Raw genomic sequence first — 19,862 nt, 5'->3', positions numbered from 1 at the left:
AACTTACTCTTAGCAGGTGGCCCGATTACGTCCGGCGCGAGAAGTAGTTCGCCACCAGCGCGCCGGAAATGTTGTGCCACACGCTGAAGATCGCGCTTGGCACCGCCGCCAGCGGCGAGAAGTAGGCCGTGGCCAGCGCCGCGCCGAGGCCGGAGTTCTGCATCCCCACCTCGATCGCGATGGCCTTGCGTTTGGCGAGGCTGAGCCCGCACGCGCGCGCAGCAAGGAAGCCGATCAGGTAGCCGAGCCCGTTGTGCAGCACGACCACGGCAAAGATGGTCAGGCCCGACTGGATGATCGCGCCCTTGGAGGCGCCGACGACGGCCGCCACGATCAACACGATCCCCGCAACGCTGACCAGCGGCAGCGCCGGAACAGCCGCCCGCACGACCGCCGGCAGCAGCTTCTGCGCGGCGAAGCCTAGGGCCAGCGGCAGCAGCACGACCTTCACGATGGACAGGAACATCTTCCACGCGTCCACGGGCAGGTATTCGCTGGCCAGCATCAGCACAAGGAAGGGCGTCACCACAGGCGCCAGCAGCGTGGTCACGCTGGTGCAGGCGACGGACAGGGCCACGTCGCCCTTGGACAGATAGGTCATGACGTTGCTGGACGTTCCCCCCGGGCAGCACCCCACAAGGATCACGCCCGCCGCGACCTCGGGCGGCATGGGGATGATCTTGGTCAGGATCACCGCCAGCAGCGGCATGATGATGAACTGCGCGAGCACGCCGATCCCGACCTCCACCGGGCGGCGCACCACCTCCTGGAAGTCCTTGACGGACAGGGTCAGGCCCATTCCGAACATGATGATGCCCAAAAGCGGGATGATCCACGGTGTCAGCTGCTTGAACGTGTTCGGCATCAGGAAGCCCAATACCGCGAACACGATCACCCAAAGTGCAAATGTCTTGCCGACGACGGCCGAAAGCCTTGCGATGAACGCCATGATGTCCCCCTTGTGCGCAACAAAGTTGCGTCCGTACAGGGGGACGCTTAAATCCACGGCGATCGAAGATCAAGCCGGGAAGCGGGCTCAGCGGCCCTCCAGCACTTCGATCACGGCGGCGGCGGGCACGTCGTCGGCGATGAAGGCGTCTCCGATCGCGTTCATCAGGATGAAGCGCAGGCGGCCGTCGACCACCTTCTTGTCTTGCCCCATCAGCGCCAGAAGGGCCTGCGCGTCCGGCAGCTCGCCCGCAATGTCCGAAAGGGACGCCTTCATCCCCATCCCGCGCAGATGCGCCGCGATGCGCGAGGGCGCCTCCTGCCCCAGAAGCCCCAGCTTCCGGCTGAGGTCGGCGGCCATCAGGCAGCCGATGGCGACCCCCTCGCCGTGCAGCAGACGGTCGGAATACCCCGTGGCCTTTTCCAGCGCGTGGCAGAAGGTGTGGCCGAGGTTCAGAAGCGCGCGCTCGCCCTCCTCCGTCTCGTCCCGTGCGACGATGGCCGCCTTCATGCCCAGGGCATGGGCGACCGCGTCCAGGCGAAGATCGTCGCTGGATCGGATCTGCGGACCGTTCGTTTCCAGCCATTCGAAGAAGGTGGCGTCGCCCAGAAGGCCGTATTTCACGACCTCGCCATAGCCGGCCCGGAACTCCCGCTCGGGCAGCGTGTCCAGCGCGCCGATGTCGGCCAGCACCAGCGCGGGCTGGTGGAAGGCGCCGACGAGGTTCTTGCCCTGCGCGGTGTTGATCCCGGTCTTGCCACCCACCGAACTGTCCACCATCGCCAGAAGTGAGGTCGGGATCTGCACGAAGCGCACCCCGCGCCGCAACACGGCGGCGGCAAAGCCCGCCAGATCGCCGATCACGCCGCCGCCAAGCGCGATGACGATGTCGCGGCGCTCCACCTTCTGCTCCAGCAGCCATTCGACGGTGCGGGTGAAGTGCGGCCAACTCTTGGTGCCTTCGCCGGCGGGCAGGATCAGCGCCTCGACCGCGATGCCGGCCGCGTTCAGGCTGGCGCGCAGGGCGGGCAGCTGGGTGGCGGCGACGTTTTCATCCGTGACGACCACGACCTTCGGGCGGCGCAGCAGCGGCCCGACATGCTCCGCCGCCGTTTCGATCAGGCCGCGCCCGATGCGCACGTCATAGCTGCGGGGGCCGAGGGATACGGGAACGGTCTTCATCTCAATCCTCCAAGACGTCGGGATGGGCGGCCAGCGCGTCCTGCACGCGCTGCGCGGTGCGTTCCACGCTGGTGCCACGCTCGCTGGGAACGGTGACGCGGGCCCGGGCATAGATGCCTTCGCGCGCGGTCAGAAGATCGGCCAGCGTGCGGCGCGGGTTCGGCGTGCGCAAAAGGGGGCGCGTGTTGCGGTTGCGCACGCGCTGCCACAACGTCTCCAGATCCGCGCTCAGCCACACCGACACGCCGTAGGCGTCGATCAGGTCGCGATTCGCCTCGGCCAGAAAGGCCCCGCCGCCGGTGGACAGAACCGAAGGCGGGCCCTGAAGCAGCCGGTCCAGCACCTGGGTTTCGCGGGCGCGAAAGAACGCCTCGCCGTCGCGGGCGAAGATCTCGGGGATGGTGCGATGGGCCGCGGCCTCGATCTCATGATCCGTGTCAAGGAAAGGGACGCCCAGCTGGCGCGCCAGCTGCGTGCCCACGGCGGTCTTTCCCGCGCCCATCATGCCCACAAGAACGACGGTTTTCTTCAGCCGCGTCACGATCGTGCCATCTCCGTCCGCTTTTCCTGTCCGCCGGCTGGTCGCCTGCGGCGTTATGCGGTAATGGCGTGAACCGAAAGCGATTGCCATATGTAAATCGGACAGACGCCGAAACGGCGCAAGGGGCAGAAGGGCGGAACGATGGGTCTTATCATCAAGGCGGTGCTGGTGATTGCGGTGCTGATCTTCCTGGGGCTGACGGGATACGCCTATCTGGGCGATCTGACACCCCCGCAAACCGAAGTGACGGCGCCGGTGACGCTGGATGGGAACTAGGCACGCCCTTGCCCTGACGATGTGCCTTGCCCCCGGCCTTGCCGGGGCCGAGGCGCCGATGTCGGCCATCGACTGGCTGTCCCGTTCGGTCACGGCGCCCGCGCCCGTGGCGGCACCGCCAGAGGTGCCGGCGGAGCCCCCGACGGCGCAGGTGCCGGACACGCCGGTGCTGGACGTGGCGGGCCTTCTGACCCCGCGCCAGACCGGGCTTCCGCGTGAACTCTGGGGGGCCGGATCCTCACGCGTGATCGCTGAGAAGATCACAGCGATGCCGGTCAACACTCTGCCCGCCCTGCACGAGCTGGCGATGAACGTGCTTCTGGCCGAAACCCACGCGCCCCGCGATGCGGGGACCGAAGGCCTCGTGTTCTTTTCCCGGCTGGACAAGCTGCTGGCCGTCGGCGCGCTGGAACAGGCGCAGGCGCTTCTGGACGTGTCCGGCGCGGTCGAGGCCAAGGCCTTCCGCCGCCAGTTCGACATCGCCCTGCTTCTGGGGACCGAGGATCAGGCCTGCGAGACGCTGGAGGCCGCGCCCCAGCTGGCACCGACCTATCCCGCCCGCATCTATTGCACGGCGCGCACGGGCGACTGGTCCGCCGCCGTGGTGGTGCTGCATTCGGCGCAGGCCCTTGGTCTGGTCGATGCCGAGGATGACGCCCTTATCTCCCGCTTCCTTGATCCGGAACTGTTCGAGGGGGAGCCGCCCCTGCCCCCGCCCGCGCGCCCGACCCCCTTGGAGTGGCGCATGTTCGAGGCGATCGGCCAGCCGCTGCCCACCCTGACCCTGCCCTTGGCCTATGCCCATGCGGAGCTGCGCGATTCGTCGGGCTGGAAGGCGCAGCTGGACGCGGCGGAGCGGCTGACCCGCGCCGGCGTGCTGGACCCGAATCGCCTTCTGGGCCTGTACACGCTGCAACGTCCTGCGGCGTCGGGCGGGGTGTGGGACCGCGCCTCGGCCATTCAGGCGCTGGATCGGGCCGTGACCGATGGTGACGCCCGCGCGGCCGCGCAGGCGCTGCCGATGGCGTGGTCCGCCATGACGGGGGCGGAGCTGGAAGTGGCCTTTGCCCGCATGTACGCGCCACAATTGCTGGCCTTGCCCATGACCGGCAGCGCCGCGCAAATGGCCGCTCGCCTTGGTCTTCTGACGGGGCGGCTGGACGGGGTGGGGACGCTGAACGCCTCCTCCGAACCGAAGGACCGGTTCCTGACCGCCATCGCCACCGGATCGCCTGCCAACGCGCCCACCGTGGACGGGCTGTCCCGCGCCATTGCCGCAGGATTCTCCAGCGATCCTGTCCCGCCCGAGGCAGACGAGCTTCTGTCCCAGCAACGGCGGGGTGAGGCGTTGCTGCTGGCCATGACGATGCTTTCACGCGGTGCGCAGGGCGATCTTCAGGGCGTGACCGAGGGGATTTCGACCCTGCGCGCGCTGGGGCTGGAACCCGCCGCGCGCCGGGTCGCTCTGCAACTGATGATCCTTGACCGGCGCGGCTGATGGAGGAGCGCTGGATCTCCCTGTTCCTGGACGCGCAGGCCGCGGATGTGGGGGCGGCGCGCAACACGCTGCTGGCCTATGGGCGCGACCTGAAGGACTTCCTGTCCTGGCTGGAGCGACGCGGCGGAAGCTTCGCCACCGCCGACCGTGCGGCGGTGGAGGATTACCTGATCTTCTGCGATGCCCAGGGGCTGTCGAAGGCGACGCGCGCCCGGCGACTGGTCTCCATCCGTCAGTTCTACCGCTTCCTGCATGATGAGGGGCTGCGCGAGGACAACCCCGCGATCCGCCTGAAGGGACCCGGAACGGACAAGCGCCTTCCCGGCACTCTCAGCATCGACGAGGTGGACCGCCTCCTTGATTCCGCCCGCGACCGGGGGCGCGGCGACACGCTTCAGGTGCGCAACCGTTGCCTGCTGGAGCTTCTCTATGCCACGGGCATGCGGGTGTCCGAGCTCGTGGGGCTTCCCATCGCCGCCGCGCGGGGCGATCCGCAGATGCTGCTGGTGCGCGGCAAGGGCGGCAAGGAACGCCTTGTGCCCCTGTCCCCCCCGGCGCGCGAGGCGCTGATCGCCTGGCTGGAACGCCGGGACGCCGATGAGGCCGAGGCGGATTCGAAGTTCCTGTTCCCGGGCCGCGGCGCCACCGGCCATCTGACGCGGGAATACTTCTTCCGCCTGATCCAGCAGATCGCGGCCGATGCGGGCATCGCGCCGTCGCGGGTGACGCCGCACACGCTGCGCCACGCCTTTGCCACCCATCTTCTGGCGGGCGGCGCCGATCTGCGGGCGATCCAGCTGATGCTGGGCCATGCCGACATCGGCACGGTGGAGATCTACACCCATGTGCTGGACGAACAGCTGAAGAACCTTGTCCTGAACCATCACCCGCTGGCCAAGGACTGACAAAGCCGTCACGCCCGCGTCACATTTGGGTGTTGACGCATGACCCCGCCGCGCATAGCCTTTACCCCAATAAGTCGGCCCGTCCGACAGGGGGTGTACAAGGGGAAGGGCTGGCCGTTGGGCCGGCCCTTTCCTCATTTCGCGCCTGACAGGGTGATGTGCGCATGCTAAGCCCGGATCGGAACCACTTGAGGACCGAACTGCATGTCCAAGACCCTCTCCACCCTTCTTGCCCTGACCCTCGGGATGTCGCTGGCGCAGGCCGCGCTGGCGCAGGACTCGGCGCCCGCCGCCGCCCCTGCCCCCGCCGCACCGGCCGCCACGGCCGATGACGCATCCGGACAGGACCTGAACATGGGCCAGACGGCCGAAGACCAAAATCCGATGAAGGTGGCCGGCACCTTCGGATCCTGGGAACAGCGCTGCATCGCCGACGAGGCGGGCAAGGACCGGTGCCAGCTGTACCAGCTGCTGAAGGACAAGGACGGCAACAACGTCGCCGAATTCAGCATGTTCAACCTGCCGGCCGGCCAGCAGGCCGCCGCAGGCGCCACGGTCATCGTGCCGCTGGAAACGCTGCTGACGGCGAACCTGTCGCTCAAGATCGACAGCTCGCCCGCCAAGGTCTACCCCTACACCTGGTGCAGCACCGTGGGCTGCGTCGCCCGCATCGGCTTCACGCAGGCCGAGGTGGACGCGCTGAAGAAAGGCTCCGCCGCGCAGCTGACGCTGGTGCCGGTGGTCGCGCCGGACCAGAAGGTCGTCCTTGATCTGTCGCTGTCGGGATTCACGGCCGGTTACGACGCCGTTGTTGCGGCGAACGGGAAATAAGGACCAAGGGCCCCGGCGCGATCCGGGGCCCTAGGCCCTTTTCAGGGCCAGAACCGCGTTCAGCCCGCCAAAGGCAAAGGCGTTGGACAGCGCGACCTTCACCTTCGCGTCGCGCGCCACGTTCGGAACCACGTTCAGCGCGCATTCCGGGTCCGGCTCCTCATACCCGATGGTCGGGGCAATGACGCCGTCGCGCAGGGCCATGATGCAGGCCAGAAGCTCCACCGCGCCGGTGCCGCCGATCAGGTGCCCGTGCATCGACTTCGTCGAGGAGATCATCAGCCGGTCCGCATGCGGCCCGAACACATCCGCCACCGCCGCGCATTCCGTCTTGTCGTTCGCCGCCGTGCCGGTGCCGTGGGCGTTGATGTAACCGACCTCATCCCCGTTCAGGCGCGCGTCGCGCAATGCGCCCGCAATGGCGCGGGCCGCGCCCTGCTTGTTCGGCATCACGATGTCGGAGGCGTCGGAGGTCATGGCGAAGCCCACCACCTCGGCCAGGATTTCGGCCCCGCGGGCGCGGGCATGCTCATGCTCCTCGAACACGAAGATGGCGGCGCCTTCGCCCTGCACCATGCCGTTGCGATTCAGGCTGAACGGGCGGCACGCGTCGCGGGACATGACGCGCAGCCCTTCCCAGGCCTTGATCCCGCCAAAGCACAGCATGGATTCGGACCCGCCGGTCAGCATCACCTGCGTCATGCCCGACCGGATCATGTGGAAGGCCTGCCCCATCGCATGGTTGGAACTGGCGCAGGCCGTGGCCACGGTGAAGCTGGGACCCTTGAGGTTGAACTCCATCGACAGGTGGCTGGCGGCGGCGTTGTTCATCAGCTTGGGCACGACAAAGGGATGGACGCGGTTCTTCCCCTCCTCGTAGACGGTGCGGTAGTTGTCGTCCCAGGTATTCACGCCACCCGCCGCAGTGCCGAGCACCACGCCGGCCTCGTAGCTCAGCCGGCCGTCGAAGTTCAGGCCGGACTGGGCCACGGCCTCGCGCCCAGCCAGAAGGGTGAACTGGGTGAACTTGTCGTAAAGGGCGATCTGCTGGCGGTTGAAGCGCGCCTCGGGGTCCCAGTCGTGAACCTGCCCGCCGATCTGGATGCTCAGCCGGTCCTTGTCGCGGATGTCCAGCTCGGTGATGCCGCAGCGCCCCTCGCGAAACGCCTCGAACGTGCCCTTCACGTCGTGGGCCAGGGCGTTGATGGTCCCGGCCCCCGTGATGACGACGCGCTTCATGCCCGGGCAGCCACCAGATCCTCCACCGCGGCGATGATGGAGCCGACGGAGGAGATGTCGAACTGGCTGGCCGCAGGCTCGTTCGCGTTGAAGGGGACGGAGACGTCGAACGTCTCCTCGATCGCGAAGATCGTCTCCACCAGGGCCATGCTGTCGATCCCAAGCTCGGCCAGGGTGGAGGCCGGGGTCACGTCCGACGGATCAAGAAGCGCTTGGTCGGCGATGATCCGGATGACCTTGTCTTCAACCGTGTCCATCCGCGGTCTGTCCTTTCCCGTAGGTTCAGTCTTCTTGCACGTCCTTTGCAACGATTTTTTGAAGGTCTTTCACCGTCGCCGCAAGGCGCGGCAGGCGGCGCAGGGCCTTCTGCATCTCCACATGCGCGTCCATCTTCACGGCGGGATAGCCCAGAAGCACGCGACCTGCGGGCGCGTTGCTGAGGATCTTGGTCCCGCCGCCCGCGATCACGTCGTCGCCGATGAAGATGTTGTCCGACACGCCGACCTGCCCCGCCAGCACCACGCGATCACCGATGCGAACCGATCCCGCCACGCCCACAAGGCCGCAGAGCAGGCAATCACGCCCGACGCGCACGTTGTGGCCGAGGTGGACGAGGTTGTCGATCTTGGTGCCGCTGCCCACGACCGTGTCGCGGATCGTGCCGCGGTCGATGGTCGAATTCGCCCCCACCTCCACATCGTCCCCAATCTCGACCGAGCCGAGGGAGTGGATGCGCGTCCAGGCCTGTTCGCGGATACCCTCGCGCACACCAAGCGTCTCGCGGATCTCCTCGATCCCCGACTTTTCGGGCGTGACGAAGCTGAGGCCGTCATTGCCGATGGCGCAACCCGGCTGCGCGATGAAGCGGTCGCCGATGCGGACCCGCGCGCCGATCTTCGCGCCTGCGTAGATCAGCGCGTCGTCCCCGATCCGCACCCCTTCGCCGATGGCGACGTGCGAGGCGATGCGGGCGTTTCGCCCGATCACGGCCCCCGCGCCCACCGACACGAAGGGCCCGATGGCCGCCCCGTCGCCGATCACGGCGGTGGGATCGATCGCGGTCATGGGATGGATGCCGGGGGCGATCAGCGGACCCTTGTCCATCATGCGCGACAGCCCGGCCATGGCAAGCCGGCCGCGCGGGGCAAGGATGGCCGCCTTCAGGCCCAGCGAACGCCAGTCGGCGCCCGGCCAGACCATCGCGGCCTGCGCGGATCCCTTGCCCAGCCCTTCCGCGTATTTGGGGTCCATGGCCAAGGCCAGGTCCTGCGCGGTGGCCGCGGCGGGTTCGGCCACGCCGTCGATCCGGATGTCCAGGTCGCCTTCAGCCTCGGCCCCGATGGCGGCGGCAATCTCGCGGATGGTGTGTGTCATGGTGCGCTCCGTCTTTGAGGGCAACGTAACCTTCGGCTGCCCGAAGTGCCACCCCGGGCATCATGTGGTGGTTCTCGGCGCGATTACGCCGAATTGTGCCATGACGCAGCGGAACAGGCCGTAAAAACTTTTGGAATTTCCGGCCGAATGCGCCATAAATTAACCCATCAATCACGAAGACCTCGCAGACAAGGGGCCGTGACAGAAATTGGGACAGGCAGACTGATGGCAGGACAATCCTTTCCGGCGTTGACGCGGCGCGGTCTTCTGGGTGCCTTTGCGGCGACGGTCGTCGTGGCGGCCCCTTCGGCGTCGAACGCATTCGGGTTTCTTCGGGGCGCGGGCGATGTACGCCGCATCCGCATGTACAACGGACGCACGGGCGAATCGCTGGACTCGATCTACTGGATCGAAGGGCAGTACATCCCGGAATCGCTGCAGGACGTGAACCGCTTTGTCCGCGACTGGCGCACGAACGAGGTGATCAACTTCGACGCCCGCACGCTGGACATCATGGCCGCGTCCCATTCGCTGATGGACACGACCGAACCCTACCTGCTGCTGTCGGGCTACCGTTCGCCCAAGACGAACGCCATGCTGCGCTCGCAATCGGAAGGCGTGGCGCGCAACTCTCTGCACATGTCGGGCAAGGCGGCGGACCTGCGGCTGAAATCGCGATCCGTGTCGCAGATGGCCCGCGCGGCCGAGGCGTGCTCGGCCGGCGGCGTGGGTCGCTATTCGGGGTCGAACTTCGTGCACATGGATTGCGGCGCCGTCCGCCACTGGGGCGCCTGAGGGCGCCACCCGTAACGGGCGTCATGGACGCCCGCGGAACCCCATCGCCACCACGAACTTTTCCGACGAATCCGCGCGCGACGCCGGCGGCTTCACGTTGGCGACCTTGGTGAAGTTGCGCTTCAGCAGTGTTTGAAGCTCGTTCTCGGCCCCGCCCGCCAGAACCTTGGCGACAAAGGTCCCACCCTCCTCCAGCACGTCGAAGGCGAAGAAGGCCGCGGCCTCGCACAGCGCGATGATGCGCAGGTGGTCCGTGCCCTTGTGGCCCGAGGATGCAGCGGCCATGTCGCTCATCACGACATCGGCGGGCCCGCCCAGCCAGTCCTTGACCTTCTGATCGGCGTCATCTTCCAGGAAGTCCAGCTGATGCACCTCGGCGCCGGATATAGGCTCCACCTCCTGAAGATCCACACCCAGAACGGTGCCCTGCGGCTTGTTCGGCTTCTGGCCAAGGGCGTTCACACGCTCCACCGCCACCTGGCACCAGCCGCCGGGGGCGCAGCCCAGATCGACCACGCGCGAACCCGGCTTCAGGAAGCCGAACTTGTCGTCCAGCTCCAGGATCTTGAAGGCGGCGCGTCCACGGTAGCCTTCCTTCTTCGCCCGCTGCACGTAGGGGTCGTTTAGCTGCCGCTCCAACCACAGCGTCGAGGACAGCTTGCGCCCCTTCGCCGTCTTGACGCGCACCCGCAGATCGCGCTGGCCCCGTCCGGAGGTGTTCTTTTCCGTCATCACAGTGGTCCGTCTTCCAGAACGCCATCCGCGTTCATCTGTTGATAGAGCAAGCCTTCCCGCAACCCGCGATCGGCCACCGAAAGGCGGTCCGTCGGCCAGATCCGCATCAGCGCCTGAAGGATGGCCGCGCCCGACATGATCAGGCTGTGCCGGTCGCGCCCGATCTGCGGGTCCACGCGCCGCCCTTCCGGGCCAAGCGCCAGATAGTCGCGGATCACCTGGTCGATCTGGTCCGACGTCATGTGCAGCCCGTCCACCTTGGTCCGGTCATAGCGCCGCAACCGCAGGAAGGACGCGGCAACCGTCGTGATCGTCCCCGAGGTCCCGATGATCTGGAACCCTTCGCGCGCGTTTTCGGAGTTGTAGGGAGAGAAGCTCGACAGGTTCTCCTCGAAGAACCAGCTCATGAGCGCGAAGCGGGCAGCGTCATCCTCCACATCCGCGAACTGGTCCTTCAGCGTCGCCACGCCTAGGGGCACCGAGATCCAGTCGACCACGCGCGCCGCACCACGCCGCGGCTTGAAGCCGTTGTGCAGCGCCATGATGGAGCGCGCGCGCTGATCCGGCGCCACCTCCGACAGGTCGATCCACACAAGTTCGGTCGAGCCGCCGCCGATGTCGATCACCAGCAACTGCTCGGTCTTCGGGTTGACCAGCGGCGCGCAGGAGATGACGGCGAGGCGGGCCTCCTCCTCGGGATTGATGATCTCCAGCTGCAGGCCGGTTTCGCGGCGCACCATGCGGATGAAGTCGCGCGCGTTGCGGGCGCGGCGGCAGGCCTCTGTGGCCACCAGACGCATCCGGCGCACCCGGTGCTTTTCCAGCTTCTTCTGGCAGATGCGCAGCGCCTGCACCGTCCGGCCCATGGACGCACGCGAAAGCCGACCGGACGCTTCCAGCCCCAGGCCCAACTGCACGGTCTTGGAAAAGCTGTCCACGACCTGAAAGTGACTGCCCTTGGGCTCGGCAATCAGCATGCGGCAACTGTTCGTACCCAGATCCAGCGCCGCATACAGCGTGGAACCGGGCGAGGTGGCGGAAGGTTCGACCCGCGACGAATCGACGGGGAGCGCGTCCGCACCTCTGGGACGCTCGGGCGCCATTGAATCGCCCTCCAATTCGGTTAACCCCTACTTTAAGTCCGCCCTGCCGCTGTTGCAAGGCCACGGGGGAACCCACGCCGGGGGGTCGCGTTACAAAGGTGTGATGAAGGAGTGTGCCATGCGCTGGATCCTGCTTGCCGCGACCTGCCTGATGCCCCTGCCCGCAGTGGCGGCCAATGTCTATGATTTCGCAGCGGAAACCCCCGGCTTCAGCCGTTTCGCCGCGCTGATGCGCCAGACGGGCATCGACCGGGCGCTGTCAAATCCCGGCCCCTACACCATCTTCGCCCCGCAGGATTCGGCCTTCGCGTCGCTGCCCGCTGGCCTTGAGCGGGAAAAGCTGGTGCAGATCCTGACCTGCCACATGGCCCCCACCCGCGCACTGACCGAAGTTCTGGCCACCGGCCGCCCCGCCGTCGTCCGCACGGTCGGCGGCTGCCGCATCGCCATGTATCGCACACGCGACGGGATCATGCTGCGCGATGACACGGGCCACGAGCACCGGCTGACGGCCGCCGACATCCCGCGCTCGAACGGAGTGATCCACACTGTCGACTCACTGATCCTCCCGGCCTATTGACGCCCCGCTTGCCGTGGACTACTGAAAACCCGTCGCGGGTGTAGCTCAATGGTAGAGCAGAAGCTTCCCAAGCTTACGACGAGGGTTCGATTCCCTTCACCCGCTCCAGACAGCATCACCCTAAGGCATTGCTTTAGCTCGCATAATTTTGGAATTGGGTGTCGTTCAGGACCGCTTGGGATTTAGAACAGAAGGACAACATCTGCCTGTCGCGGCCTTCGAATCCCGAAGACTCCCGAAGGATGTTCTTGATTTGATCAGGTGCCATCGCCCCAGGCATACATCCCTTTGCGGTTTCGCTTGTCATCGATTTGCTTCTCGAGATCGGGGATTTTGAGGCACCACTGCCTAACCGCTTCCAAGGCCTCTTCCATGGTGTCTGCATAGCCCAGAGACGCCGGGTAAAGCTGAACGGACCAATTCCATTCCTTTGTCGCGTATGTCGTCTGATACATGACGCGGCCTACCTTGATGTGCTTGTACAGCACCAGCCAGTCGGTGTGATTTCCCTCGCCGGGCCATGTTAGCTTGCGTGTCCACATGCATGAACATTTGCAGAACTTTACTTGATTCGGGAAGAAGGTCGCGTGTTGATCATCCTCGCGCCTGATGCCTTCGGTTCGGCACTATTGCCCTACCTCCTGCGCTGGCTCCTGATCCACAGGGACGTTGCCTTTCATGCGATATGGATGACCGCGCCTGTGGATGTAGGCATGACCATGGCCAACGGCGCCTCCGCCTCTGGCTCCGGCTTCATCGACGCCGCCAGTTCCACCAGATCGGCCGTCAGAGGCTGCAAGCTGACGGCCAGGCTTTCGAGGATCTGGGGTTGGGTGCGCATCTGCATAGCGACAGCCGTTAACCATGTTGACGCCGCTCACGTTCACGTTACGGTTGAGCAGCCGAGGCAGCCGGCATACAGGCAGAAGCGGGGGTGGTCCGGCGACCCCCGCCGCCTTTCCCATATGGCTACATTTTCATCATTGTATGTCTATTCGCTGGACAATGTGTCTTTTCGGTCACTATTTGCGATAATTATGTTAAAATTAGTCAATAATTATCAGAGCGCGCAGAAGTTGCGTACGGTTGCGTACTGACCCTTCGATCACCGGAGTATCGTGCACAACATCGGATCAGACTATGGCAACGTTAGACTTCATCTACCTTGGCAATCGGGGGATAGCCAATTCGGACCTCATTGGGAACTACGGCACCAGCGAGACGCCTCTTCTGGAAACAGGGATATCACCCACGACGTTTGGAGGTCCGGATACGAACAGCTTGAGTACGGGCAACGCGCTTTCTTATGAGGTTGACGGAACAACCATCAACTCCACCGTAGCATCGATCCGCCGCTACAACTCGGAGCTCACTCTGACAGATGGCAGCGTCCAGACGGTGAACCTCTTCATTGTGCAAACGGCGGCAGGTGATCTGCTTGTGACGCCTGGTGGCCTGACCGCCCCCTTCTTCGCGGATGGTGCGGGTCTGGTCTCGATCGACGTGGTCACATTCTCGTCCAATACCGGCGGCTTGACGGGCATCACGCCCACCCAGTGGGCGTGCTTCGTCAAGGGCACCCTGATTGAAACGGATCGGGGCAAGATCCCCGTCGAAGATTTGAAGGTTGGGGATCTAGTTATGACCGCAGATCACGGCCTTAAACCGATCCAGTGGGTCGGAAGCAAGAAGCTGGATGGCTTTGATCTCCAAGCCACACCCAACCTTCATCCAATTCGCATACGCCAAGGCGCGTTGGGAGATGGCCTCCCGACTGCGGACCTCGTTGTGTCTCAACAACACCGCATCCTTGTGCGCTCGAAGATCGCTATGCGGCTCTTCGGAGCGTCTGAAGCTCTCGTAGCCGCGAAGCATCTGACGTTGCTCGAAGGCATCGACGTTCTCGATACTGTCAGGGAGGTTGAATACTTCCATTTTCTGTTCGACGGCCACCAAATCATCTTCGCCGAGGACACCGCGACAGAGTCGCTTTACGTCGGCCCCATGGCGAAGAAAGGCGTCGGCCCCGAAGCGCTGGAAGAGATCTATGCGCTGTTTCCCGAGCTGCGTGATTACAAGGATGGGGTGCTGCCGGAGCCTGCCCGTCCGTTCGTCCCGAAACGGATGGCAATCAAGATCGCTGAGAAACATGTGGAAAAGAACCGCGCATTGCAGTCGGCAGCCTGAGACGCAAAGTAGGCGATGCCTCTGTCAAGGCACGGTAGGACGACTGGGCGGCTCGCCTGACAGGTTGAACCCAGTTAGGTTACCGTTAAGGTTGAGCTGCCGAGGCAGGTAGCATGCAGGCAGAAGCGGGGGCGGTTCCGGCGCCCCCCGCCGCCTACTCTGCCGTCAGCAAGCTCAAAGACGAAGTTGCCATCCACGATAAGCGCGCCGTGCACGACATGCAGTTGAGACTTTTGATAACTCAGCGTCAGCTAAAGTTGTACAACATTCAATGATTAGCCGCGTTACAGAACAAGCCGATCAAACAAATACGGTCTTTCCCGATGGCGCACGAACTGTCTAGCAGCGTGTTCGGTCTCTATCAGGGCTGCTGATAGCAGAATACGAGCGTTCCTTGTAGTCTCCGAAACAAATGCATCGGATTGCGACAAATCGAGAGCCAGTCGAATGCAATCGTTCAACTCATCGATAATGTTCTCGGGCGAGAAGGTGGCTGAGATCCGCGGACATCTTTTTGCCTTCTGGTCATCAGTCACTTTGGCCTCTTAAGGTGATTGCTGCATGCTTGTGCTTGTATGTGAGGCGTCTATTGCTGTCGCTCCACGTACCACCTGGAGCTTAGCAAGGATCGGTTTACGGAAAGTTACGATTAGCAGACAAGTCTTCCAGGCCGTAATCCTCTTAGCCGAGCCTGCAAGGCCCATACCTGATAGCGCAGCCGCGTCGCACCCACGTGACCGTCCCGAACAAGTTGCGCGCCAAGGTCCCCTCGCCCACACACGACGCGAACCTGAGGCAAGCCGTCAGGACCAGTTCCGTACGGGATGACATATATCTTCCGCCATTTGAGTAGATGAAGCAGTCGTGCACGGGCCTCATAACTTTCGTGCGGCCATGAGACGCCCCAAAGGCGATACTCTGAATGATCGATCGACAATATCCCGGAGCTAGAGACAAGGATGATCTCCGACGCGAAGAAAGCGTTCTTATCCACGTGCGAAAGTGCCCTGGTGAACGTCCAGAACCATCCAATCGCTACATATAAATTTAATATATTCACAAGTTCCTCCTTTGACGAGGAGGACTGATGACGAAGGACAGTTGCTCTCATGTTAAAGCGAAAACGAATAAAATTAGCTGATCATCTAAGTCAGTAGCTTCATGCAACGATCCGTTAACCGCCTCCTGCCATGTCTTCTCCCGGGACAACGCAGGATGGATGCATCGTGATAACGAAGGACATGTTTGGTGGGCATATGCTGTACACCAAGGACATGACAGATGCCGGGGGACCCTTTGACAAGTTCACCGACCTCATTCCGACATCTTCTTTACGTTATCCAGGCGGTGGCGTAACCGAACATCTGAGTCCCGAAGATGGTTCTTGGGACGCTATCTTTGGTGATCCCGGAACCGTCGGCGATCCTGCCAGGGTGCTGACGGTTAAAGAGGCTTTCTCGTTCGCTGCAGAGCATAATGCTTCGATCGACTTCGTACTTCCTACCTATAACTTCCTTACAGATGGAGCGGTGGGAGAGCGCGAACCCGACACAGCGGCCATCGACTCGATGATGGATCGGGTCACCGAGATGCTCAGCGGTGTGTACGGTGACGTAGATATCAAGTCATTTGAAATTGGCAACGAATACTGGGGCGGCGACACGATGACCGCCACCGAGTATGGCAAGTTGGCCAACTACATGTCGGTCCGCCTAGACGAGACAATAGAGGCATATAAGGATACGCTGACCGATACAGCGAACTTCGTTGAGCCGGAAATTGGTGTGCAAAACGGGGCGTGGTGGAAAACATCGCAAACCGATACGCAGGACATATTAGACCAATTAGGAGCCGAAGCCAGAGCAACCATAGATAACGTAGTAACTCATCATTATCCGAAAACGTACGATCAAGCTGTGGACCATGATCTATTCTACAATGATCTTGATGTTTTTCGAAACGCCGAAGGTTTGAAAGACGTAGGCGTTCACGTCAGTGAGTGGAACATGAACAGCCGGTTTGACGAGCCGGGAATGCCGCAAATGTCTGGAATGCTGGCAACGTTCGACCAGATGGTGAGCGAAGGTGTCACAGATGCCAACATCTGGGGCAATCAATATAAATTCTTGTCCACTCGTCTCTCCGGCATGTCTCACAATCCCGGCGAAGGCGTGGCCCCAGAGGATATAGATGTCTGGTTGACACCTGCGGGCGAGGCCTATCGGCTGCTTGCAAACAACACCACGGGCACTGATTTGAAAGGCCTGAAGGCGGAGGACGTCTTCGACGTGATGCCGGCGGACAAGGTCGATATCCACTCCTACGGCAACGCCGAGAAGACTGTCATCTACCTCGCATCCCGCTCTGACAGCTCCCAAGCGTTGGATCTAAACCTGGACAAGTTACTGCAGGAGTTCCCCGGAGCACATATCTCCGTAACTTCGCTTGCCGGTCAGGACATCCCTTCAACCGGCGCCAATGAGGCGGACCCGCACACCGTCAAAGCCCGCGTCGAGATGAACCACACAGATCAGCAGGATCTCGTAGCTGATGGCGGCATGCTGAATTTGTCGCCTTTTGGCCTAGTTCAGGTTGTGGTGACGAAAGCCGGTCACGGGGTCAACCTGTACGGACAAGACAGCGTCCTCGACCCGAAGGATGACTTGGGCGAAGTGATGACGGGAGGATCCGGCGGAGACAAAATCTACGGGAATTTGGGCGACGACACACTGCATGGGATGTCCGGCGGTGATATCCTTTATGGCGGCCAAGGGGATGATGTCCTGTACGGGGGGGCCGGTAAGGATGTCCTTGTGGGAGGCGATGGCAACAACCTCCTCTATGGCGGCGCCGACTCAAACGTCCTCATCTCCGATGATGGTCATTCCGACATCATAACGGGTCCCGATGGGGACCTGGTGATGATCACCGGCGACAGTTCTGCAAAAATCACGAGCAACGGAAACGACTTCTTCTCACTGGCAACAAAGGGTGAAGTCGAGATCACCGGCTTCAATGCCGTCAGTGATTTCCTGAAGATTGGCTACGGAGAGGATGATGTTCTGGATGCCCTGGATGGCATGAGCATCATCAATGACACGGATATTTTGATTACATCGACGAAGTTCGGCTCCATCAAGCTGACAGGCGCTGCAGACCAGTTTTCGGAAGTTGAGTCAGCCTTGTCTGATCAACTGAGCGACGACAAAATGAACGAGTACTTGTCGTCCAAGGAAGATCCTCAGAATACAGAAGACGACAGCGCGCCGGCAGACAGTGATCACCTTCCTGCATCGGAAGTCGCAAAAGCCTCTATGTTTGCGCTGCAGGGGGCTGGCAGTAGTAGTGCGCCCATATCTGCAGACACCATTGCCGAATATATTTCGACCTACGTCGGCGATATAAATGTCGATCAGGCGGCACTCATGGCGCGGGCCTCTATTGGAGAGGATGGAGCGTCCAGCCTGTTCTATGGCACAAAGGCTGATAGCATCGCCACATACTTCGGCGATGAAGCCGCAAACGGCATCATGAAAACGCTGTACAAGGGCTATATTCCCAGCGGCCCAGACGAAGATCAAGATGAAGGTCAGGAGCCGACCCCTGTACCGGATGATGGCCTTCCGACAGATCCCTCCAATCCGCCTCCTGTAGACGAAAACACCCCGCAGCCTGATCTTCCGATCAAGCCGACGCCGACACCTGAAGCACCGAACCCTCCCCCGCCCGTAACAGAACCGCCTCTTGAGGACGGGGACGATGGGGATGACGAACCTCTGTTTCCAGAAATACCCTGGGAAGAGGAGCCGTCCGATGAAGAGAACTATCCCCCTGCGGACGATTACGATGACAGCGCGGCCAGCGGCGGAGGGGGCTCCTGCTTCGTTGCAACTGCTACCTACGGTGACGGCAGGCATACTGACGTCGTCGAACTGCGACGTCTTCGCGACGAACATCTTGTGACCCACCCGCTTGGAAGAGCCTTCATAGGGTTCTACTGGGCGGTCGGGCCCACATTGGCGAGTTTCACGTCACCGAGAAACTTGGCGGGTCGTGTGTCAAAGCGTTGCATCAGGCATGTTCTCGCTCTCGCAGCCACTGCTCAAACGCGAACCGACAGAATATCCTAGAATTCGTAACGCCTAGCATGTACCTCACCCCCTCAACTCAAGCATCTGTCACTACGCTGTCTAATTTTCTTTAATGCACGAACCACGCGACCAGCCCGCTGATGATGCAATCTCTCCGCATCTCGCAGAGGCGTCAGGACGTACGCTCCAAGATGAATATCTACTCCTACGTGACGAAGCCCAAGCCCAGCTTGAGGTGATTGCCAAAGGCGATCACGAACGTGCTGCAAATTATGATGTTCGATATCTCAAGCTACTGCTGCCCCTGATCAGGGCAGCAGACGTCATGAATTCCTGATGGTTGCATACCAAACAGCCCTGAGGGGTAAACCTTCTTTCCAAAAAAGTAAATTTTTTCATATGGTTATGATTGTTAAACCTTTAGTAACCTTGTGGCGGGTAGATCGGCGGATAATTGCCGACCACAACGAGCGTGGAAACGATGAACGAAGAAGACGACGGTATGCGTGGAGCACTAATCAGCCTAAGTGCCCATGCCTACGCCCGCGGTATGCCCGAGCTTGGCGATCAGCTTATACATTTGACTAACATGGTGCCGGTTCGTGAAGTCAGAAAATATCGCCGGCCTACTCTGCGGCTCGTCGTTCCCGGGCCGTCGAGCCGCGAAATTAATCTATTATCTCAAACAGACAGTCCGACCGATACGCCGAAGACAAAGTGTGAGCCGACAAAATGCATAGTCGAATAAGTCGTACTCATATGCTTATCTCCTGTCATCTTGGTCGACTCAGCCAGATCTCCGTTCAGTTAACCTAACATTCAGCTTACAGGATGTATGTTGAAGGCTAAGGAGGATCCAGATGATTGACCGAGCAAACCTCATGGCTAATTCCCTTTTAAGCCTGAGCGCGTGTGCCTACAGAGATGGTTTTGCTGATGTGGCGGAGGGGCTTGAAGCACTCATCGCGCAGCTGCCTATCCCAAAAGACAGCTGCTTATCACAAAGACCTGTCTCTACTGAGGTGCCGTTATTGAAGCTAAGGAAACGCACTATTCGTAGCGTTACCTGAGCAAGATGATCAGTCTCACGATATTAGCGCAGGACACCTCACTGAGGCGAAGGGCTTGAAACAAGCTCTGAGTCTACAAGAGGTGAGCGAGAAATGAGTCGATTGATGACAACAGCTGAATTAATTCCCGTTCTCACCTCGGCAGCCGGTCCTTGATGACCTCGCCCAATCGCTCCATGCGCTCAGATCGCTCTTCAAGTTGGTCGAAGCGGCGCTCCATCTGATCGATCCTGCGCATTGCATCGTCCAGCTTCCGGCCGAGCTGCCGCACCTCCTCCAGAACGAAAGGGATCAGCTTGGCGTTTTCCTTCACCGCCTCCATGGGCGAGGCATGCGGCTCCGGGGGTGGCCGCTTCCACATGTAGACGATGGCGAAGATGAACCCGAGCAGCGCCAACGTTCCGATCAGGCCGTATTCGCCCAGTGATCGTTCCGTCAGGGCATCAATGGGTGGCATAGTGGATGCGCTCCCAACGCAGGCGAGAAGCCGCGCGGAACTCGGCTAT

The 19,862-nt window shown here is 62.1% G+C and carries 19 protein-coding genes and 1 tRNA gene; 9 read left to right on the top strand and 11 right to left on the bottom strand.

The window, feature by feature from the left end; translation table 11 throughout:
- Nucleotides 1–25 precede the first annotated feature (25 nt).
- The 3 genes from PIJ50_RS06705 to PIJ50_RS06695 form a co-directional block, all read right to left on the bottom strand.
- Nucleotides 26–949 (bottom strand): bile acid:sodium symporter family protein, encoded by a 924-nt coding sequence (locus PIJ50_RS06705; protein ID WP_271973839.1) that lies wholly within the window; start codon nucleotides 947–949, stop codon nucleotides 26–28.
- An 87-nt stretch (nucleotides 950–1,036) separates the two neighbouring features.
- Complete coding sequence (gene aroB / locus PIJ50_RS06700) at nucleotides 1,037–2,137, bottom strand: 3-dehydroquinate synthase (RefSeq protein WP_271974183.1); 1,101 nt, start codon at nucleotides 2,135–2,137, stop codon at nucleotides 1,037–1,039.
- A complete protein-coding gene (locus PIJ50_RS06695; protein ID WP_271974182.1) occupies nucleotides 2,133–2,675 on the bottom strand; it encodes a shikimate kinase in 543 nt (180 codons plus the stop codon). Before PIJ50_RS06695 ends, aroB begins: the two co-directional genes overlap by 5 nt.
- A 138-nt stretch (nucleotides 2,676–2,813) precedes the next feature.
- Here PIJ50_RS06695 and PIJ50_RS06690 point away from each other — a divergent pair, with 138 nt between their 5' ends.
- The 4 genes from PIJ50_RS06690 (at nucleotide 2,814) to PIJ50_RS06675 (ending at nucleotide 6,182) form a co-directional block, all read left to right on the top strand.
- Nucleotides 2,814–2,948, top strand: a complete 135-nt coding sequence (locus tag PIJ50_RS06690; protein WP_271973838.1) for a hypothetical protein — start codon at nucleotides 2,814–2,816, stop codon at nucleotides 2,946–2,948.
- Nucleotides 2,938–4,446, top strand: coding sequence for a hypothetical protein (locus tag PIJ50_RS06685; protein WP_271973836.1), 1,509 nt, complete (start codon nucleotides 2,938–2,940; stop codon nucleotides 4,444–4,446). Before PIJ50_RS06690 ends, PIJ50_RS06685 begins: the two co-directional genes overlap by 11 nt.
- Complete coding sequence (locus tag PIJ50_RS06680) at nucleotides 4,446–5,351, top strand: tyrosine recombinase (protein ID WP_271973834.1); 906 nt, start codon at nucleotides 4,446–4,448, stop codon at nucleotides 5,349–5,351. Before PIJ50_RS06685 ends, PIJ50_RS06680 begins: the two co-directional genes overlap by 1 nt.
- A gap of 204 nt (nucleotides 5,352–5,555) precedes the next feature.
- Complete coding sequence (locus tag PIJ50_RS06675; protein WP_271973832.1) at nucleotides 5,556–6,182, top strand: invasion associated locus B family protein; 627 nt, start codon at nucleotides 5,556–5,558, stop codon at nucleotides 6,180–6,182.
- A gap of 30 nt (nucleotides 6,183–6,212) precedes the next feature.
- On the opposite strand, the gene PIJ50_RS06670 is transcribed toward PIJ50_RS06675, so the two are convergent.
- From PIJ50_RS06670 to lpxD, 3 genes are read right to left on the bottom strand one after another with little or no spacing between them, the layout of a single operon-like run.
- A complete protein-coding gene (locus PIJ50_RS06670; protein WP_271973831.1) occupies nucleotides 6,213–7,421 on the bottom strand; it encodes a beta-ketoacyl-[acyl-carrier-protein] synthase family protein in 1,209 nt (402 codons plus the stop codon).
- Nucleotides 7,418–7,678 carry an acyl carrier protein gene (locus PIJ50_RS06665; RefSeq protein WP_271973829.1) on the bottom strand — a complete coding sequence of 87 codons (261 nt, stop codon included), beginning with the start codon at nucleotides 7,676–7,678 and terminating at the stop codon, nucleotides 7,418–7,420. Before PIJ50_RS06665 ends, PIJ50_RS06670 begins: the two co-directional genes overlap by 4 nt.
- Nucleotides 7,679–7,703: 25 nt before the next feature.
- Entirely contained in the window at nucleotides 7,704–8,795 is a 1,092-nt protein-coding gene (gene lpxD, locus PIJ50_RS06660) for a UDP-3-O-(3-hydroxymyristoyl)glucosamine N-acyltransferase (protein ID WP_271973828.1), read from the bottom strand.
- 225 nt (nucleotides 8,796–9,020) lie between these two features.
- Here lpxD and mepK point away from each other — a divergent pair, with 225 nt between their 5' ends.
- Nucleotides 9,021–9,590 carry a peptidoglycan L,D-endopeptidase MepK gene (gene mepK / locus PIJ50_RS06655; RefSeq protein ID WP_271973826.1) on the top strand — a complete coding sequence of 190 codons (570 nt, stop codon included), beginning with the start codon at nucleotides 9,021–9,023 and terminating at the stop codon, nucleotides 9,588–9,590.
- Nucleotides 9,591–9,611: 21 nt separating this feature from the next.
- Here mepK and PIJ50_RS06650 read toward each other — a convergent pair whose 3' ends face one another.
- Complete coding sequence (locus PIJ50_RS06650; RefSeq protein ID WP_271973824.1) at nucleotides 9,612–10,322, bottom strand: RlmE family RNA methyltransferase; 711 nt, start codon at nucleotides 10,320–10,322, stop codon at nucleotides 9,612–9,614.
- Nucleotides 10,322–11,428, bottom strand: coding sequence for a Ppx/GppA phosphatase family protein (locus PIJ50_RS06645; RefSeq protein ID WP_271973823.1), 1,107 nt, complete (start codon nucleotides 11,426–11,428; stop codon nucleotides 10,322–10,324). Before PIJ50_RS06645 ends, PIJ50_RS06650 begins: the two co-directional genes overlap by 1 nt.
- Nucleotides 11,429–11,546: 118 nt before the next feature.
- On the opposite strand from PIJ50_RS06645, the gene PIJ50_RS06640 reads away from it, so the two are divergent.
- Together PIJ50_RS06640 and PIJ50_RS06635 are read left to right on the top strand one after the other, a co-directional pair.
- Nucleotides 11,547–12,008 (top strand): fasciclin domain-containing protein, encoded by a 462-nt coding sequence (locus PIJ50_RS06640; RefSeq protein ID WP_271973821.1) that lies wholly within the window; start codon nucleotides 11,547–11,549, stop codon nucleotides 12,006–12,008.
- A gap of 34 nt (nucleotides 12,009–12,042) precedes the next feature.
- Nucleotides 12,043–12,116, top strand: a tRNA-Gly gene (locus tag PIJ50_RS06635).
- Between the two features lie 149 nt (nucleotides 12,117–12,265).
- On the opposite strand, the gene PIJ50_RS06630 is transcribed toward PIJ50_RS06635, so the two are convergent.
- Together PIJ50_RS06630 and PIJ50_RS06625 are read right to left on the bottom strand one after the other, a co-directional pair.
- Nucleotides 12,266–12,550 carry a hypothetical protein gene (locus PIJ50_RS06630; RefSeq protein ID WP_271973820.1) on the bottom strand — a complete coding sequence of 95 codons (285 nt, stop codon included), beginning with the start codon at nucleotides 12,548–12,550 and terminating at the stop codon, nucleotides 12,266–12,268.
- A 134-nt stretch (nucleotides 12,551–12,684) separates the two neighbouring features.
- A complete protein-coding gene (locus PIJ50_RS06625) occupies nucleotides 12,685–12,855 on the bottom strand; it encodes a hypothetical protein (protein WP_271973818.1) in 171 nt (56 codons plus the stop codon).
- Nucleotides 12,856–13,148: 293 nt separating this feature from the next.
- Between PIJ50_RS06625 and PIJ50_RS06620 the strand changes: the two genes are divergently transcribed.
- Both PIJ50_RS06620 and PIJ50_RS06615 read left to right on the top strand, forming a co-directional pair.
- A complete protein-coding gene (locus tag PIJ50_RS06620) occupies nucleotides 13,149–14,195 on the top strand; it encodes a Hint domain-containing protein (RefSeq protein WP_271973816.1) in 1,047 nt (348 codons plus the stop codon).
- Between the two features lie 1,226 nt (nucleotides 14,196–15,421).
- Nucleotides 15,422–18,325: a calcium-binding protein gene (locus PIJ50_RS06615; RefSeq protein WP_271973815.1), complete on the top strand. Its 2,904-nt coding sequence runs from the start codon at nucleotides 15,422–15,424 to the stop codon at nucleotides 18,323–18,325.
- 1,164 nt (nucleotides 18,326–19,489) lie between these two features.
- Here the strand turns inward: PIJ50_RS06615 and PIJ50_RS06610 are convergent.
- The gene (locus PIJ50_RS06610) at nucleotides 19,490–19,813 is read right to left on the bottom strand and encodes a hypothetical protein (protein WP_271973813.1); all 324 of its coding nucleotides are present in this window, start codon (nucleotides 19,811–19,813) and stop codon (nucleotides 19,490–19,492) included.
- Nucleotides 19,814–19,862: the final 49 nt, after the last annotated feature.

Origin of the sequence: Falsirhodobacter sp. 20TX0035 (assembly GCF_028307215.1) — a bacterium.
Taxonomy (GTDB): Bacteria; Pseudomonadota; Alphaproteobacteria; order Rhodobacterales; family Rhodobacteraceae; genus Falsirhodobacter.
Note: the sequence above shows the minus strand (reverse complement) of the source record. Positions and strands in the feature narration are given on the sequence as shown.

Excerpts from the sequence above, each read along its gene's own strand:
- lpxD (WP_271973828.1), bottom strand. The coding sequence starts at position 8,795 with ATGACACACACCATCCGCGAGATTGCCGCCGCCATCGGGGCCGAGGCT.
- PIJ50_RS06690 (WP_271973838.1), top strand. The coding sequence starts at position 2,814 with ATGGGTCTTATCATCAAGGCGGTGCTGGTGATTGCGGTGCTGATCTTC.
- PIJ50_RS06665 (WP_271973829.1), bottom strand. The coding sequence starts at position 7,678 with ATGGACACGGTTGAAGACAAGGTCATCCGGATCATCGCCGACCAAGCG.
- PIJ50_RS06705 (WP_271973839.1), bottom strand. The coding sequence starts at position 949 with ATGGCGTTCATCGCAAGGCTTTCGGCCGTCGTCGGCAAGACATTTGCA.
- PIJ50_RS06685 (WP_271973836.1), top strand. The coding sequence starts at position 2,938 with ATGGGAACTAGGCACGCCCTTGCCCTGACGATGTGCCTTGCCCCCGGC.
- PIJ50_RS06640 (WP_271973821.1), top strand. The coding sequence starts at position 11,547 with ATGCGCTGGATCCTGCTTGCCGCGACCTGCCTGATGCCCCTGCCCGCA.
- mepK (WP_271973826.1), top strand. The coding sequence starts at position 9,021 with ATGGCAGGACAATCCTTTCCGGCGTTGACGCGGCGCGGTCTTCTGGGT.
- PIJ50_RS06610 (WP_271973813.1), bottom strand. The coding sequence starts at position 19,813 with ATGCCACCCATTGATGCCCTGACGGAACGATCACTGGGCGAATACGGC.
- PIJ50_RS06630 (WP_271973820.1), bottom strand. The coding sequence starts at position 12,550 with ATGTGGACACGCAAGCTAACATGGCCCGGCGAGGGAAATCACACCGAC.
- PIJ50_RS06670 (WP_271973831.1), bottom strand. The coding sequence starts at position 7,421 with ATGAAGCGCGTCGTCATCACGGGGGCCGGGACCATCAACGCCCTGGCC.
- PIJ50_RS06620 (WP_271973816.1), top strand. The coding sequence starts at position 13,149 with ATGGCAACGTTAGACTTCATCTACCTTGGCAATCGGGGGATAGCCAAT.
- PIJ50_RS06645 (WP_271973823.1), bottom strand. The coding sequence starts at position 11,428 with ATGGCGCCCGAGCGTCCCAGAGGTGCGGACGCGCTCCCCGTCGATTCG.
- PIJ50_RS06680 (WP_271973834.1), top strand. The coding sequence starts at position 4,446 with ATGGAGGAGCGCTGGATCTCCCTGTTCCTGGACGCGCAGGCCGCGGAT.
- PIJ50_RS06650 (WP_271973824.1), bottom strand. The coding sequence starts at position 10,322 with ATGACGGAAAAGAACACCTCCGGACGGGGCCAGCGCGATCTGCGGGTG.
- PIJ50_RS06675 (WP_271973832.1), top strand. The coding sequence starts at position 5,556 with ATGTCCAAGACCCTCTCCACCCTTCTTGCCCTGACCCTCGGGATGTCG.
- PIJ50_RS06625 (WP_271973818.1), bottom strand. The coding sequence starts at position 12,855 with ATGCAGATGCGCACCCAACCCCAGATCCTCGAAAGCCTGGCCGTCAGC.